At 63.7% G+C, this 15,915-nt stretch carries 13 protein-coding genes; 4 read left to right on the plus strand and 9 right to left on the minus strand.

All coding sequences use genetic code 11. The annotated features are described in order from the left end of the window. Window positions 1-44: 44 nt before the first annotated feature. Genes B9A11_RS13795 through B9A11_RS13805 form a run of 3 tightly spaced genes read right to left on the minus strand, consistent with a single transcriptional unit; the run spans window position 45 to window position 2,256 of the window. Window positions 45-842 carry an ABC transporter substrate-binding protein gene (locus B9A11_RS13795; protein WP_058248729.1) on the minus strand — a complete coding sequence of 266 codons (798 nt, stop codon included), beginning with the start codon at window positions 840-842 and terminating at the stop codon, window positions 45-47. Further along, window positions 842-1,555: an ATP-binding cassette domain-containing protein gene (locus B9A11_RS13800; RefSeq protein ID WP_058248730.1), complete on the minus strand. Its 714-nt coding sequence runs from the start codon at window positions 1,553-1,555 to the stop codon at window positions 842-844. Before B9A11_RS13800 ends, B9A11_RS13795 begins: the two co-directional genes overlap by 1 nt. Further along, entirely contained in the window at window positions 1,552-2,256 is a 705-nt protein-coding gene (locus B9A11_RS13805) for an ABC transporter permease (protein ID WP_058248624.1), read from the minus strand. The genes B9A11_RS13800 and B9A11_RS13805 overlap by 4 nt, the downstream gene beginning before the upstream one ends. Window positions 2,257-2,462: 206 nt before the next feature. On the opposite strand from B9A11_RS13805, the gene B9A11_RS13810 reads away from it, so the two are divergent. The 3 genes from B9A11_RS13810 to B9A11_RS13820 all read left to right on the plus strand — a co-directional run bounded on the left by B9A11_RS13810 (window position 2,463) and on the right by B9A11_RS13820 (window position 7,951). Next, window positions 2,463-4,415, plus strand: coding sequence for a sensor histidine kinase (locus B9A11_RS13810; RefSeq protein WP_058248625.1), 1,953 nt, complete (start codon window positions 2,463-2,465; stop codon window positions 4,413-4,415). Window positions 4,416-4,531: 116 nt separating this feature from the next. Next, the gene (locus B9A11_RS13815; RefSeq protein WP_058248626.1) at window positions 4,532-6,733 is read left to right on the plus strand and encodes an NADP-dependent isocitrate dehydrogenase; all 2,202 of its coding nucleotides are present in this window, start codon (window positions 4,532-4,534) and stop codon (window positions 6,731-6,733) included. 138 nt (window positions 6,734-6,871) lie between these two features. After that, window positions 6,872-7,951 (plus strand): transglutaminase-like domain-containing protein, encoded by a 1,080-nt coding sequence (locus tag B9A11_RS13820; RefSeq protein WP_058248627.1) that lies wholly within the window; start codon window positions 6,872-6,874, stop codon window positions 7,949-7,951. 48 nt (window positions 7,952-7,999) lie between these two features. Here B9A11_RS13820 and flbT read toward each other — a convergent pair whose 3' ends face one another. Then, window positions 8,000-8,401: a flagellar biosynthesis repressor FlbT gene (gene flbT, locus B9A11_RS13825; RefSeq protein ID WP_058248628.1), complete on the minus strand. Its 402-nt coding sequence runs from the start codon at window positions 8,399-8,401 to the stop codon at window positions 8,000-8,002. A gap of 181 nt (window positions 8,402-8,582) precedes the next feature. Continuing rightward, a complete protein-coding gene (locus B9A11_RS13830) occupies window positions 8,583-9,878 on the minus strand; it encodes a flagellin (protein WP_058248629.1) in 1,296 nt (431 codons plus the stop codon). 595 nt (window positions 9,879-10,473) lie between these two features. Between B9A11_RS13830 and B9A11_RS13835 the strand changes: the two genes are divergently transcribed. Further along, window positions 10,474-13,239 carry a calcium-binding protein gene (locus tag B9A11_RS13835; protein WP_058248630.1) on the plus strand — a complete coding sequence of 922 codons (2,766 nt, stop codon included), beginning with the start codon at window positions 10,474-10,476 and terminating at the stop codon, window positions 13,237-13,239. 63 nt (window positions 13,240-13,302) lie between these two features. Here B9A11_RS13835 and B9A11_RS13840 read toward each other — a convergent pair whose 3' ends face one another. Genes B9A11_RS13840 through cbiM form a run of 4 tightly spaced genes read right to left on the minus strand, consistent with a single transcriptional unit; the run spans window position 13,303 to window position 15,907 of the window. Then, window positions 13,303-13,944 carry an energy-coupling factor ABC transporter ATP-binding protein gene (locus tag B9A11_RS13840; RefSeq protein ID WP_058248631.1) on the minus strand — a complete coding sequence of 214 codons (642 nt, stop codon included), beginning with the start codon at window positions 13,942-13,944 and terminating at the stop codon, window positions 13,303-13,305. Further along, entirely contained in the window at window positions 13,935-14,723 is a 789-nt protein-coding gene (gene cbiQ, locus B9A11_RS13845; protein ID WP_058248632.1) for a cobalt ECF transporter T component CbiQ, read from the minus strand. Before cbiQ ends, B9A11_RS13840 begins: the two co-directional genes overlap by 10 nt. Further along, entirely contained in the window at window positions 14,724-15,293 is a 570-nt protein-coding gene (locus tag B9A11_RS13850; protein WP_058248633.1) for a hypothetical protein, read from the minus strand. Beyond that, window positions 15,290-15,907, minus strand: coding sequence for a cobalt transporter CbiM (gene cbiM / locus B9A11_RS13855; RefSeq protein ID WP_058248634.1), 618 nt, complete (start codon window positions 15,905-15,907; stop codon window positions 15,290-15,292). The genes B9A11_RS13850 and cbiM overlap by 4 nt, the downstream gene beginning before the upstream one ends. Window positions 15,908-15,915: the final 8 nt, after the last annotated feature.

A 15,915-nucleotide genomic window follows, 5' to 3' on the forward strand; every position in this document is an offset into this window, starting at 1 on the left:
CGCTCAGATCGCTCTGGCGGGCCTTTTCCTATCTCTTCAGGCGCTTATTCCGCGTTGAAGACAAACAGCTTTTCGCCGTTGATCTCATAGCCGTTGATCAGCTCCTTGGCGCGGTCAGACACCAGCCAACCTTCGAGCTTTTCGACCAGATCGGATTTCACATGGCCGTGCAGCTCGGGGTTCACCGGCAGATAGGCGTACTGGTTGAACAGCACCGGATCACCCGAGTACAGCAGCGCCAGATCGCCCTTGTTGCCAAAGTTCAGCCAGCTTGCGCGGTCCGACAGGATGTAGGCGTTCATGCCCGAGGCGGTGTTCAGCGCCGCGCCCATGCCCGCGCCCACAGCGTTGTACCAGTCGCCAAAACCGTCGACGTTCTGCTCGGCAGAGGCCCAGAGGCTGAGCTCTTTCTTATGGGTGCCGCTGTCGTCGCCGCGGCTGACAAAGGCGGCCTGCGCCTCTGCGATGTCCTTCAGCGCTTCGGCGGCGCTGGCGTCATCGGCAATCTTGGCGGGGTCGGACGCGGGGCCAATAAAGACGAAATCGTTGTACATGATCTCGGTCCGGTGGGTGCCAAAGCCCTCTTCGAGAAACTTTTCCTCGGCGGCGCGCGAGTGCACGAGGATCGCGTCCACATCGCCCGCGCGGCCCAGCTTCAGCGCCTGCCCGGTGCCGACGACCAGCAGTTGCACTTCAAGATCAAGGTCTTCTTGGATCGCAGGCAGCAGCACGTCCGACAGGCCAGAGTTGTGAAAGGACGTGGTCACGGCCATCTTCATGGTGTCGGCGGCCTGAGCGGCCCCGGCACACAGCAGGGCCGCGCCCAGCAGCAAAGTCTTCATCATTCCAATATGTCTCCTCTGAGAAAGCCCCGTGCCTGCGGCGTTTGGGGGGTATCGAAAAAGCTCTCGGCGGGGGCGGCTTCGTGCACCCGGCCTTTGAACAGGAACAGAACGTCGCTCGCCAGACGGCGGGCCTGGCCCATGTCGTGCGTGGACAGGATCAGCCGCGTGCCGCTGGCGGCGGCGGTGTGCAGGATCTCTTCGATTTCGCGCGTGGCCCGCCCATCCAGCGAGGCGCAGGGCTCATCAAGGAAAATCAGTTCGGGCTTGGCGATCAGCGCGCGGGCCAGCGCCAGCTTTTGCTGCTCGCCCCCCGACAGCGCGGGCGCGGGGCGGTCGAGCATCTGGTCCAGACCAACCCGTTCGGCCCAGTCGCGGGCCTGCGCGCGGGCGTCCGCCTTGGCCACGCCGCGAATGCGCAACGGATAGATCAGGTTTTCCTCGACGGTCCGGCGCAGCATGACAGGACGTTGAAAAACAAAGGCTTGGACATGGCGCGCCTCTTCGGTGGGGCAGGCCCAGCGGATCGACCCCGCGTGCAGCCGCGCCGCCCCGTGCAGCATCCGCAGCAGGGTTGTCTTGCCCGCGCCATTGGGGCCGATCACTACGGTGATCCCCTGCCCCTCCAGCTGCAAATCCACTGGTCCGACCAAGGTCTTGCCCCGGCGGCGCGTCTCTGCGCCCGTCACGATCAGAGGAAAAAGCTGCGTCACCACCGCCCCTCCTGCTCTGTGCGCGACAGCCAGTGGATCGACAGGTTCACCGCAATCGCAAGGCCGATCAGCACGAACCCCAAAGCCAGCGCGAGGGCGAATTCGCCCTTGCCGGTTTCCAAAGCGATGGCCGTGGTCAGCACCCGCGTCGCGTGGTCGATATTGCCGCCAACGATCATGATCGCGCCGACCTCGCCAATTGCCCGGCCAAAGCCCGCCAAGGCCGCCGTCAACAGCGCGCGGCGCGCGTCCCACAGCAGAGTGCGGACCTTTTGCCATTGGGTGACGTTCATGGAAATCAGCAGGTCGTGGTATTCCTGCCAAAGATCGCGGATCGACTGGTGGGCGATGCTTGCGATCAGCGGCACGATGATGATCACCTGCGCGATCACCATCGCCGTCGGCGTAAACAGCAGCCCCAGCACCCCCAAAGGCCCCGAGCGCGACAGCAAAACATAGACGATCAACCCGACGACAACGGGGGGCAACCCCATGAGGGCATTGAGCAAAGCGATGATCAAACGGCGCGCCCGAAACCGGCGCACCGCGAGGAAAGCCGCCAAGGGCAGGGCAATCGCCGAGGCCACGACCAGCGCGCTCAGCGTCACCCGCAACGACCGCGCTGCGATCTCGACCAACTCTGGGTCCAGCGTCACGACCATCCAAAAGGCCTGCGCCAGTCCCTGCCACAGATCGACCATGGCCCTCCTCCCTCGTACTTGCGCGGACCTTGGCCCGCAGTAGCGCGCGCCGCCACTGCAAAACACGCGCAAAGCGGCGAAAAGGACAGCTTGGCCGACAAATTGTCCCTTTGCGGCGTCAGGCGGGCCATTCTGTCCGGCTTTCGCGGGTGGCGCGCGGGGGGCGTGACAGCTAGTCTGACCGCCACCCTAGCCCTGAGGCCGCCATGAACTCTGTCCGCCTGCGCCTGCTTGTTCTGGCGTTGATCCCGCTGATCGTGCTGATGCCGCTGCTCATGCTGATCGGCATGGCGCGCTGGACCGCCGACTATGACGAAGTGCTGATCGCCAATGTCGAATCCGACCTGCGCATCGCCGAGCAGTACCTTGCACGGATCATGGCCGGTACGGGCGACGACCTGCGCGGCGCGGCGGGCGCGGCGGATTTTGCGCGTGTTTTGACCGCAGGGCCAGAGGCGCAGCGCCAGTATTTCGCCCGCAAACGCACCGAGCTCGAGCTGGATTTCCTGACCTATTTGCCGATGGCTGAGGCGCGTCAGATGGCGCGCAAATGGCCCGTCATCGCCTCGGCGTTGCAGGGCACGGCGGACACACAGATCGACATCTTTGAGGCCGAGGATCTGGCCGCCCTGCCCGGCGCGCTGGCCGTCCGCGCCCGCATCCCCCTGATCGAAACAGAAGCCGCCGTGCCCACCGACCGCCGGGTCGAGGACCGCGGCATGGTGGTGCATTCCGCCAGCCCCGTGCGTTTGGCGGGCCAAGACGGCGTGCTGGTGGGGGGCATCTTGCTGAACCGCAACCTGCAATTCATCGACACGATCAACGCGCTGGTTTACCTCAATGCCGTCACTGGCGGCGACCGTCAGGGCACCGCGACGCTGTTCCTTGACGACGTGCGCGTGTCCACCAACGTGCGCCTGTTCGAGGACGTCCGCGCTCTTGGCACCCGCGTGTCCGCCGCTGTCCGTGGCGCGGTGCTGGACGACGGGCAGACGTGGCTCGACCGCGCTTTCGTGGTGAACGACTGGTATATCTCGGGCTATCATCCGATCACCGACAGCTTTGGCAACCGCGTCGGGATGCTCTACGTCGGCTTTCTCGAAGAGCCCTTTGCCGCCGCCAAGCGCGACGCCTACCTGTGGATGATCACCGCCTTTGCCGGGGTTTTGCTGCTGTCCGCGCCGGTGTTCCTGTGGCTTGCCAAGGGGATTTTCGCCCCGCTCGAACGGATGACCCAGACCATGAACCGCGTGCGCCAAGGCAACCTGTCGGCGCGGATCGGCAACGTCGGCTCGCGCGATGAGATCGGCCAAGTCGCCAGCCACCTCGACAGCCTCTTGGGCATGGTGCAGGAACGCGACCAGCGGCTGCGCGCCTGGGCCGATCAGCTGAACCAGCGTGTCGACCAGCGCACCGCCGAGCTGCGCGAGGCCAACGCCAAGCTCGAAGAGACCTTTCGCCAGCTGGTCATGTCCGAGAAACTCGCCAGCATTGGCGAGATCACCGCAGGCGTCGCCCATGAGATCAACAACCCTGTGGCGGTGATCCAAGGCAACGTCGACGTGATGCGCGAATGCCTGCCCCCCGAAAGCGCCGCCGCCGTAAAGACCGAGCTGGACCTGATCGACCAGCAGGTCACGCGCATCGACGCGATCGTCGGCAAGCTGCTGCAATTCGCGCGCCCCGGCGACTATGCCAGCTATGACCGGACGGTGGATCTGGGGCCGGTGGTGGGCGATTGCCTTGTGCTGGTGGAACACGAAATCTCCAAGCGGCAGATCGCGGTCACCCAGGACCTGCCCCCCACCCCGCCCGTGCGCATCGACCCCGGCGAGATGCAGCAGGTGGTCATCAACCTGATCGTCAACGCGGTGCAGGCCATGGGGCAGACCGGGGCTTTGTCCCTGACGCTGGGCGCTTGCGCGCGCGATGAGGCCGACGGCGTCTGCCTGACCGTGCGCGACAGCGGGCCGGGGATCGCGCCCGACAGGCTGGATTCCGTGTTCGACCCGTTCTTTACCACCAAGCAGGCCGAGGGGACGGGCCTTGGCCTGTCGATTTCCCAGACGTTGATTCAACGCGCAGGCGGGATCATCACCGCGCGGAATCACCCATCAGGGGGCGCAGAATTCACCGTTTGGCTGCCCGTGGCCGCCTGATCTGCCCCCTTGCGACAAAAAAATCACCCGATGCGGCGATGTATACCAGTGTATACTATAGACGCCCCGCCCGCGTTGTCCTATGAGAGCGGCAAGCGTAGGAAAGGGTTAACTCCATGTCTGATAAAACTGCTGACATCATCTACACCAAGGTCGACGAAGCGCCGGAACTGGCGTCCGCATCGTTCCTTCCGATCATTCAGAAATTCGCCGCTGCGGCGGGGGTTTCCGTGGGCACCAAGGACATCTCTCTGGCGGGCCGCATCATCGCGACCTTCCCCGAGCACCTGACCGAAGCGCAGCGCCAGTCCGACGATCTGGCCGCGCTTGGCGAGTTGGTCAAGCAGCCCGACGCCAACGTCATCAAGCTGCCGAACATCTCGGCCTCCGAGCCGCAGCTGGTCGCCGCCGTCAAGGAACTGCAATCCCAAGGTTACGCCCTGCCCGATTACCCCTATGCGCCGGAAACGGACGAGGAAAAGGCCGTGCGCGCAAAGTATGACACCATCAAGGGCTCTGCCGTGAACCCGGTCCTGCGCGAAGGCAACTCGGACCGCCGCGCAGCTGCTGCGGTCAAATCCTTTGCCCAGAACAACCCGCACCGCATGGGCGAGTGGACCGCCGACAGCAAGACCCGCGTCGCGTCCATGGATGGCAACGACTTCTTCTCGAACGAGAAATCCGCAACGCTGGCGGATGCGGCCACCGCGAAAATCGTGCTGGAAACCGCTGACGGTGAAACCGTGCTCAAGGACGGCGTGTCCTACCCGGCGGGCACCGTCGTCGACGCGACCTTTATGTCGGCCAAGGCGCTGGACGCCTTCCTTGCCGATGAGATCGAGAAGACCAAGGCCGAAGGCACGCTGTTCTCGCTGCACATGAAAGCCACCATGATGAAGGTCTCTGACCCGATCATCTTTGGCCACGCGGTCAAGGCTTGGCTGGCGCCGGTGTTCGACAAGTTCGGCGACAAGCTGGCGAGCCTTGGCGTGAACCCCAACGCTGGCTTGGGCGACCTTCTTGAGCGCGTCAAAGGTGAGGCCGACATCATGGCCGCCATCGAAGAGATCACCGCCGCACGGCCGCCGATGTACATGGTGAACTCTGACAAGGGCATCACCAACCTGCACGTGCCGTCCGACGTCATCATCGACGCCTCGATGCCCGCGCTGATCCGCGCTGGCGGAAAGGGCTGGGGCCCCGATGGCAACGAAGCGGACACCAACTGCGTGATCCCCGACAACTCTTACGCGCCGGTTTACGACGCCGCGATCGAGTTCTTCAAAGCCAATGGCAAGCTGAACCCGGCCACCGCCGGCACCGTTCAGAACATCGGCCTGATGGCGCAAAAGGCCGAGGAATACGGCAGCCACCCGACCACGTTCGAGATGCCCGCAGCGGGCACCGTCAAGATGATCCTCGAAGATGGCACCGTGCTGCACCAGCACGAGGTTGAGGCGAACGACATCTGGCGCTCGGCCTCGGCCCGCAAGGCCCCGATCGAAGACTGGGTGAACCTCGCCATCGACCGTCAGAAGGCCACCGGCTACCGCGCGATCTTCTGGCTGGACGCAAACCGCGCCCACGATGCGCAGTTGATCGAATACGTCAAGCCGATCCTCGAGGCTAAGGGCGTCGCCGACAAGTTTGAGATCATGGCCCCGCGTGAGGCGACGATTGCCTCGCTGGAGACCATCACCAAGGGCGAGAACACCATCGCGATCACCGGCAACGTGCTGCGCGATTACCTGACCGACCTGTTCCCGATCCTGGAACTGGCGACCTCGGCGAAAATGCTGTCCATCGTCAAGCTGATGAACGGCGGCGGTCTGTTCGAAACCGGCGCGGGCGGCTCTGCCCCCAAGCACGTGCAGCAGCTGATGGAAGAAAACCACCTGCGTTGGGACTCGCTTGGCGAATTCTGCGCGCTGGGGGAAAGCTTCAAGTTCCTCGCCGATCAAAAGGACAACGCCAAGGCGCGCGTTTTGGGCAACGCCGTGGACGCCGCGACCCAAGGCATCCTCGACAACGACCGTTCGCCCAGCCGCAAGGTGGGTGAGCCGGACAACCGCGACAGCCACTACTGGTTTGCCCGCTACTGGGCCGAAGCGTTGGCCGCGCAAAGTGACGACGCCGAGCTGGCCGCGCATTTTGCCCCCATCGCAACGGCGCTGGCCGATGGCGAAGCGGCGATCACCTCGGAACTGGCCGCCGTTCAGGGCAAGCCCGCCGATCTGGGTGGCTACTACCACGGCGATGCGGCGAAAACCGCAGACGTCATGCGCCCCTCGGCGACGCTGAACGCGATCATCGGCTAAGCCGTTGCGTTGATTGAAAATCAAGGCCCCCGCGATCCCGGTCGTGGGGGCTTTTGCTTGGGTCACATTCCGCCCAAGCGATTTGTCACCCGCTCCGCCAGAGGCTAAGGGGCGGCAACCTAAGTTTGTGAGGGCACCATGGACCGTCGTTCTTTCCTACAGCTCAGCGCCGGCTTTGCCGCGTTTCCCTTTGCCGCAAGGGCGGCGTTTCAGCCCGCCCCGTCCGGCTGGCGCACGTTTCAGACCGTGACCCGGTTGGAGCTGCCCGCCGCCCAGACCAAGGCGCAGGCCTGGGTGCCGGTCGCGTCGGTCAATGAGGCCGCTTGGATGACCTCGGGCGAGGCTTCCTGGACCGGCAACGCCGATGAAGTCTCACTCAAGACCGACCCGGTCAGCGGCGCGCAGTTTGTGCACGCTGTGTGGGCCGCGCATGACGCCCCCGTGCTTGAGGTGACGACGTCGGTGCGCACGCAAGATCGCGCCGTCGATCTGTCCCAGCCCGGCGAGACGCCTGCGCTGTCCGACGCTGACCGCGCGCTGTACACCTCGGCGACCGAGCTGCTGCCCACCGACGGGATCGTGCTGGAAACCGCGCAGCAGATCGTCACGGGTGCCAAGACCGACCTGCAAAAAGCCCGCCGTATCTATGAGTGGATCGTCGAGAACACCGCCCGCAACCCCGAGACGCGCGGCTGCGGTCTGGGCGACATTGCCTCGATGCTGCACACCGGCGATCTGACCGGCAAATGCGCCGACCTGAACGCGCTGTACGTGGGTCTGGCCCGCGCCGCCGGCCTGCCCGCGCGTGACATCTATGGTCTGCGCGTGGCCCCGTCGGCCTTTGGCTACAAGAGCCTCGGCGCTGGCTCTGCCAACGTGACCAAGGCGCAGCACTGCCGCGCCGAGGTTTTCCTCGAAGGCTTTGGTTGGGTCGCGGTTGATCCGGCGGATGTGCGCAAGGTGATGCTGCAAGAGCCGCCCACCGATCTGTCGCTGGATGACCCCAAGGTCGTGGACGTGCGCAAAGGGCTGTTCGGCGGTTGGGAAGGCAACTGGCTGGGCTACAACTTTGCCCATGACGTGGTGCTGCCGGGCAGCGAGGGCGACGCGGTGGAATACCTGATGTACCCGCAGGCCGAAATCGACGGCGCGCGGCAGGATTCGCTGGAACCGGACGATTTTGTCTACACGATCACGGCCAGCGAACTGCCCGCCTGATCGTCATAAAAGCGCCCCGCCCGTCGTGATGCGGGCGAGGCGCGAGTTTCACGCTTTTGTCGACAAAAGCCGATCTTCCCGAGGGATCAATGCGCGCAGCGCCTTGAGGCACTGGTAGAATTGTTCGCTCAGCAAGGCATCGCTGGCCTGAGACAAGAGCCGCCGACTGTCGCTATCGACGAGGATGTGGCTCAGCTCTTCGATCCGGGGGATCAACTGCTGGCGCGCCTCGGCGGGCTCGGCGTCCCCGGTCAGAATCAACTGCGCCGCATAGCACAGCCGGCGGACCGGGGTCTTGGCCTCTTCGGGGTGAATGGCGTCGCGCAACCGCAGGACGTTTGCGCTTGGGGTGACGATGGTGACGCACCCCCGACGATCGCCATTCTCGATGACAGCCCCGTTGATCAGCACACGCTCACGCGGGGCAAGTTTCAAAACGAGACCACTCATACTACGGCCCCCGGCACCTTGGGCGAGACGCGGGATGAGATCATCCGACGCTTGCCATGATCGGGCTCTGAAAAAGCACGCTTGTTATTGCTTTTGGCGTTCACTTCAGATCCTTCCAGTTGGTTAAAGGTGGGGCACTAGGTCAGAGGGACGAGTGCGCTCGCCCCTGGACCAGAGTGCGTTACTGGAAGAGCGACAGCAGCGACTGCGGGGCCTGGTTGGCGATGGACAGCGCCTGCACGCCCAGCTGCTGCTGAACCTGAAGCGCCTGGAGACGGGCCGAGGCCTCTTCCATGTCGGCATCCACGAGGGTGCCGATGCCCGATTTCAGCGCATCGGTCAGACCGGTGATAAAGTCGGTCTGGGTCTCGATGCGGCCCTGCGCGGAACCAAAGCTGGCCGCCGAGTCGATGGCGGTTTGCAGCAGCCCCTCGACCGCGGTCAGCGCAGCGTCCGCGCCCGCTTGGGTGGTCACGTCGATGTCGTTCAGCGCGGCAAGGCGGCCGCCGATGACGGTATCGGCCGCAGCGTATTCCGACGCCTGAACCGATGCGTTGTCGCCGGTGGTGGTCGAGCCGGTGATGGTGATCGTGTTGCCGCTGAAGGTTGCGGTCAGCTCTGCATCTTCACCGACCTGGGCGTCGACCCACTTGTTGAAGGCGTCGTTCAGACCTTTGACCACATCCGCCGCGGTGTCGCCATCACGCGCCACGTAGCTGATGTCGTTCTTGACCGTGGTGTTGGCCGAAGCCAGACCCGCCGCACCGGCGGTGATCGCGATGGAATAGCCCGTCCCGGCGGTGATTTCCTCATCCGCCGATGCGCCGATGATCACCGTGGCCGTCGGAGCGGTCGCAGCACCGGTCAGAGCGGTCGCCGCCGCGCCACCCGCGGTACCGGTGATGGTGTCCGAAGTGGCGGTGGCCGCCGTCGCGCCGTTGTCGATGTCGCTTGCGCCGGTGCCAAGGTCTTCTTTGGAGACCGTGATGTCAGAGGCGGTCACCCCGGTGCCAGAGCGATCCAGCGAGGACAGGATGTTGATGCTGCCGGACCCGGCGGTGGTTTCGGTGTTCGACAGCAGGTTCAGGCCGTTGAACTGCGCCGCGCCCACAACCGCCGCGATCTGGTCACGCAGGGCGTTGATGTCTTCCTGGATCTTGTCGCGGTCGACGTTTTCCTCTTGGGCGGCGACGATCTTGCCCTTGATGTCCGACAGCAGGTCCGCCGTGGTTTCCGCCGCCTGACGCGCCACGGACACGGTGGACTGGCCCAGGTTGAGGCTGTCCGAGATGCCTTTGAAACCTTTGACATCGGCCTCCATCACCTTGGAAATCGCCCAAACGGCAGAGTTATCCTTGGCGGTGGCGACGCGCTTGCCGGTGGAAATGGCGCTTTGGGTGTCGGACAGGTTGGAGTTGATGGTTTTGAGCGTTTGCAACGCCACCATGGCGCCGTTGTTCGTCAGGATGCTAGACATAATTCTGGTCCTTGCTTTTTCTACGCGCTTTTTTGCGCTGGTTGCTTGCCGCGAGCGGCACCTCTGACGTCTTTCTGACGAATGCAGGTCATCGAGTTCCGAACCTGCGCCACCGTTTCTGGTGCAGCGCCAACCTCGCCCAGACCTCCTAAAAGAAACCTAAAAGACGCAACGATCCGGTTTGAAACTTGCGGAAAATTGTGCGGGATTTTTAGAGAATTGCTTCACAAGTGGTCGAAGCGGTGGGGGTCGCCCAGAACCCTCGATATAAAATTCAGGCAACTATAAAGTCAATAAGCGCTTGAAAAACCAAGCCCGCCACGCCGCCGCGACCCATCAGGGCGCACCGCATTTCGCGCCGACATGATCGGCATGTGGCCTGCGAAGCCTCAGTTGAATATGCAACAATACAGGGCAATTGGATAACATCATGGCGCGACACGCTTCGCACCAACCGAGCATAGATTAACACGCGCTTAACATTGGAATATTGATTTGAATCATGTTCCATGCTTTGAATGCGTCATAACAAATAAGTATTCCTGCCGACAAAGCGAACAGGGAAACGCATTCTGCACAGGAGCGAGGACGCACCATGGCTACGATTATTGACCCCAGCAACGTTCAAGATTGGGACGAAGCGCTGAACACCGATCCGATGTATTCGGCGACCCATATTTTCAGCACCAACGACATCACCGCCACGTTTGATGGCCAAACCCAGGGCGACGACGGCGCGACCTTTATCGACTTTACCGGTGCGAACGGCACCAAAGTCACCCAAGAGGGCGTGACGCTCTATCCGATCGACAGCGAATTTGGCTTTTACGTCGAGGATTTCATCGGCGCAGAGGATAAAGTCATCGACGGCGACTATGCCGAAGGCTGGGCGGGCGATCTGTTGATCGACGGCGCGCAGGCTGGCTTGGTGATTTCCGACGCCGCCACCGACACCTTCAAAACGCCCGCGACCTTGGGGACGTGGCTGACCGGCTTGGGCAGCAACACCGTCAAGGCGTCGACCGAACATTACAGCGTGATGCAGAACATCCTGTCGGATCAGGCCTTCCCCGAAGATCCCGATGCGATTTACCAGTTGGACGACGACCTGATTTTGCTGAGCCTTGATCCGGCGCTGAACGGCCAGCATGTGTCGGACCTGATCAACGGCACCGCAACCTTTGAGGGTGCGCCGGTGGTCGTCACCGACAAGAACAACGATGGGGTCATTGATCTCAAGGACTTGCTGAACCCCAACGAAAGCACCATCGCCTATGACATCGCCTATAGCACCGATTATTCGGTGACCATGAAGGACGATGGCAAGCTGCTGTACCGCTGGGGCAACGCGATCAAGCGCCCCAACGACGTGCGCATCGAGGCAGAGCTGCCGCTGCCGACCGAGTGGAACCAGGTGGATGCCACCAGCGGCCTCAAGAGCCTGTATCAGGTCACCGCGGCCGAGCTGACGGTGCATCACACCATCACCAACAACCCCAACGACCAGATTCGCCCCGAAGACTTCGAGAACGAATCGGCGATCGGCACCCTGCCCACCTACGAGGTGATCGAGAACTATAATGGCGAGACGGGTCGCACCGTCTGGGCCTCCACCGATGATTACTATGCGGGCGACGGCACCTTGTACCCGGCGGGCACGATCCTGCGCGATACCTTCCTTGCGGATGCGGTCACCGGAACGCTGATCGAAAGCAACGGCGCGACCACCAGCGATCTGGACCTTGGCTTTACCAACGCGTGGTACACCACCATGGACCGCGAGCCGTTCGAGCCGGTGCTGAACGAGGACGGCACCGAATACGTGACCGGGCCGCGCTGGCGTCTCCAGTCGGATAAGTACGGACAGGATTTGCCCGCCGTGACCATTCCGACCGACCCCAGCGATCCGATGCCGGTCACCAGCGCAGAGGTGAAATACGAGGTCGGCGCGGAAACCCAGACCGTGATCAATCTGCTCGACTGGGCCACCGACATCTCGCCGCTGGAAATCAGCGCGGGCTGGCAGAACAACGCGGGCGACGTGTCTGTGAACGGTCTGAACATGACCGACAACTTTGACGTGGCCTTTTATATCAAGGGCGACGTAAAGCCGGCGACGCTCTACAGCACCGAAGTGCTGCTCGATTACCAAGAGCTGCCGATGTACGCAGATGGCACCACCATCATGGGCACCGCCGAGGCGGACTTCCTCGTAGGGATTGGCAACAACATCTTCACCGGGGGCGCGGGCTCTGACCTGTTTGTGCTGTCCTATGGCACCTCGGCCAGCGATATCGTCACCGCCAGCGTGATCACCGACTTCGAAGTCGGCGCGGACAAGCTGGGCCTGATCGGCTTTGACGCCCTCGCCGGGTTCAACGTCGACAGCCAGGCCAGCCTTGCGCTGATCGGCCAAGCGGTGTCGGGCGACGACCTGCTGATCAGCGTCGACGGCGAATTGGTCGCAACGCTGGTGGGCACTGCCGCCGATCTGGGCATCGGCGCAACGCTGGACGCGGGCGAAGGTCTGAGCGTCGAGGACAGCTTCCTCATCACCAACCCCGGCCCCGGCGTGGATGCCAACACCCCGACCTCCGGCGATGACATCCTGATCGGCACGGCGGGCGACGACTATATCGACGGTCTCGCGGGCTATGACTACATCTCTGGGATGGACGGCGACGATACCCTGCTGGGCAGCGAGGACAACGACTCGATCCGCGGCGGCAAGGATGACGACATCGTCGATGGCGGTCTGGGCGACGACAGCCTGTCCGGCAACGCTGGCGATGACACGCTGATCGGCGACGAAGGCAGCGACGTCCTGAACGGCGGCGGCGACGACGACGAGCTGTACGGCGGCGCGGGCGAAGACTGGCTGGCGGGCAGCGCGGGCTTTGACACGCTCAAGTCGGGCACTGGCAACGACAGCCTGTTCGGCGGCGATGACGCCGACCTCGTGTCGGGTCAGGCGGGCGACGACGAGCTGTATGGTGAAGACGGCAATGACACGCTCTACGGCGGCGGCGATGCGGATACGCTGGTTGGCGGCGCGGGTGACGACTGGCTCAAGGGCGGCACCGAGGCGGACACCTTTGTGTTCGGCGTGGGCGACGGCGGCGACACCATCGTGGACCTGACCGTGGGCGAAGACACCCTGATGCTGGACGCCCAGCTTGCGGCGTCGATCATGGACGGCGGCGTGATCGACACGGGCCTGCTGGTAACGACCTTCGGGACGGTGTCCGGCGCCGATATGGTGCTCGACTTTGGCGGCGGCGACAGCATCACGCTGCTGGGCTCTGGTCTGGACGCGGTGTCCACCGCGATTACCATCGACTACGGCCTGCCGATCGGCTAAGCCATTGATACGAATAGACCCCCGGCGATGCGCAGTCGCCGGGGGTTTCTTTGTGCCTGGCGGTTACTGCGCCGCTTTGCGCATCTCAAAGGTCTCGGGCGCCACCTGAGCGCGCACCTCGGCAGAGTGCGACACCAGCAAAACCGCCTGCGGCAGGCCGCGCAAAATCTCGATCAAGCGCGCCTCGTTTTCAGGGTCCAGTGCGTTGGTCGGCTCGTCCAGTAGCAGCACTTCAGGCTCCATCGCCAGCACCGTCGCCAAGGTCACCAGCCGCTTTTCCCCACCGGACAGCTTATGCGTGACGCGGTCGCGCAGGTGCATCAGGTCAAGATCGGTCAGCATCCTGTCGACGATCCCCAGCGCCTCGGCCTTGGATTTCCCAAGGTTCAGCGGGCCAAAGGCGATGTCTTCGGTCACCGTGGGGCAAAACAGCTGATCGTCCGGGTCCTGAAACACCAGACCAACACGTCGGCGCACCTCGTGAAAGTCGGCCTCGGTCACGCGCGCGCGGTCAAAGACGGTTACCGTCCCCTGCGACGGGCGTTGCAGCCCGAGGATGATCCGCAGCAGCGTCGATTTCCCCACACCGTTCGGCCCGAGCAAAGACAGCCTTTGCCCCGCCTCCAGCCGCATAGACAGGCCGCTGAGCACAGGCGCGTATCCGGGATAGCTGAAGTGGATATTGTCCAGCGCGATCAACGCCATAGAAGATCCACCCAGATCAGGGCCGCCAGCGCGCCGAGGCCAAGCGACGCGAACACTGCATCGGCGCGGGTCAGCGCGAACTCCTGCAACAGGTAGATGCGCCCGGAAAAGCCCCGGCATTTCATCGCGCCCAAGATGCGTTCAGATCGTTCGATTGCGCGGACCAGCATCATCCCCACCAGATAGCCAATGCTGCGGTAGGTATGCCAATTCGTGCCGGGGCGAAAGCCTCTGACTTTCATGGCGGCGCGCAGGCGCAGGTATTCCTCGCGCAGCACTTCGATGTAGCGGATGGTGAACATCAGCAGATGCACCAGCGTTTCCGGCACCCGCAGTTTGTGCAAGGCGTGGCCCAGCGTGACCGGCTCCAAGGTGCCGACCAGCGTCATCAGCACCAGCACCACGGCATTGGCGGTCAGCGCGATCTGCACCGCGCGCCACAGCCCTTGCCAGCTGGCGGGATAGCCCCAGAGCGTGAACATCACGTCGCCGGGCATGGTAAACGGCAGGAACACCAGCATGACGATGATGAACCCGTCAACCATCGCCATCCGCAGCAAGGTCGCGCGCAGCGGCAGGTGCGACAGCCCCAAAAGGCCCAAGGCCACGGCCAAGGCAAGCCCCAGCGCCAACAGGCCGTTCAGGCTGACCACAGTCATGCCAAAGGCCACCGCGCCAAGGATTCGCACCCGTGGGTCCAGCGCGCCCACCGCCCCCGCCAGACGGCCAAAGCGCGTCCGGGTCAGGTGATCGGCGTTTTGTCCCAGCACATGCGTCATTTAGCCAGCGTCCGCCAGCTTGCGCCGCGCGGCGATGTAAAACCCAAGCCCGAACAGCCCGACGATATAGCCGATGCCGCCAAGGATGGACTGAAAGTCCTGCTCTTCGCGGCTGAGCACGATTTCCCGCCGCAGGGGGCGGATTTCGTCGCGCACGATCTGCGCGATGGCTTCGCGGGTGTCGGCGCGGACGGTAACACGCGCGGTCGGCGCGTCCGGCGTTTCGGGCGCAGGGGCGGGCACGGTCTGGCCCATGATGGCGGCGACTTCGGCCTCTGGCATGGTGATCTTGGCCACATGCCCCGAGCCCATATTGCCATAAAAAGTGTGAGACACGGCCTGCGTCGGGGTGAACAGGAAAAACCCGTCCTGATCGGTGACCGTGCGTCCCAACAGGCCGCCATCCGGGCCGGTCACGGTGATCTCAAGGCCTTGGGCCATGTCACCGTTGGACAGGCCGATTTCGCCTTCGATGGCGCTGCCCGAGGGGAACACCGACGCCAGGACCTTATGCGCCAAGGCGGGCAAAGGCGCAGCGCACAGCAGCGCGATCAGCGCGGCGCGGATCATGCCGTCGCCCCGTTTGCGGCATAGAACAGGTCGGGTTTCACCTTGCGCACCAAGAGGATGGCAAACCCGGACAAGACGCCTTCGATCACCATGATCGGGATGTGGGCGACGAAGACCAGTTGCGCGGCGGGCAGGAACTCATCCCCCGACAGCGCCAGCGAGGCGGCAACCATGGCGGTGGTCAAAGCGATGGCAAAGCCGCCGCCGATCCCGCCCCAGATCGCCCCCGCGAGGGGCGTGCCCCGGCTGGCGAGACGGCCAAAGATCAGCCCCGCCAAAACGGCGGGAAAGGCGATATTGACCGCGTTGATGCCCAGCACTGTCAGCCCGCCAAAGCCAAAGAACACCGCCTGAAGCAGCAGCCCGACAAACAGCGCCGGAAAGGCCGCCCAGCCCAGCACGAGCCCCGCAAGCCCGTTCATGATCAGGTGCACCGAAGACGGCCCGATCGGCACGTGGATCAGGGACGCAACGAAAAAGCTGGCGGACAGCATCCCAGCGGCGGGAATGCGCTCCAAGGTCAGGTGGCGCAGGCCCATGGCGATCCCGCCTGCGGCGGCCACGGCTCCGGCGATGACCACCGGGTTCGAGAGGGCTCCGTCTACGATGTGCATGGCGCGTC

Origin of the sequence: Tropicibacter naphthalenivorans, from assembly GCF_900176475.1 — a bacterium.
Lineage (GTDB): Bacteria > Pseudomonadota > Alphaproteobacteria > Rhodobacterales > Rhodobacteraceae > Tropicibacter > Tropicibacter naphthalenivorans.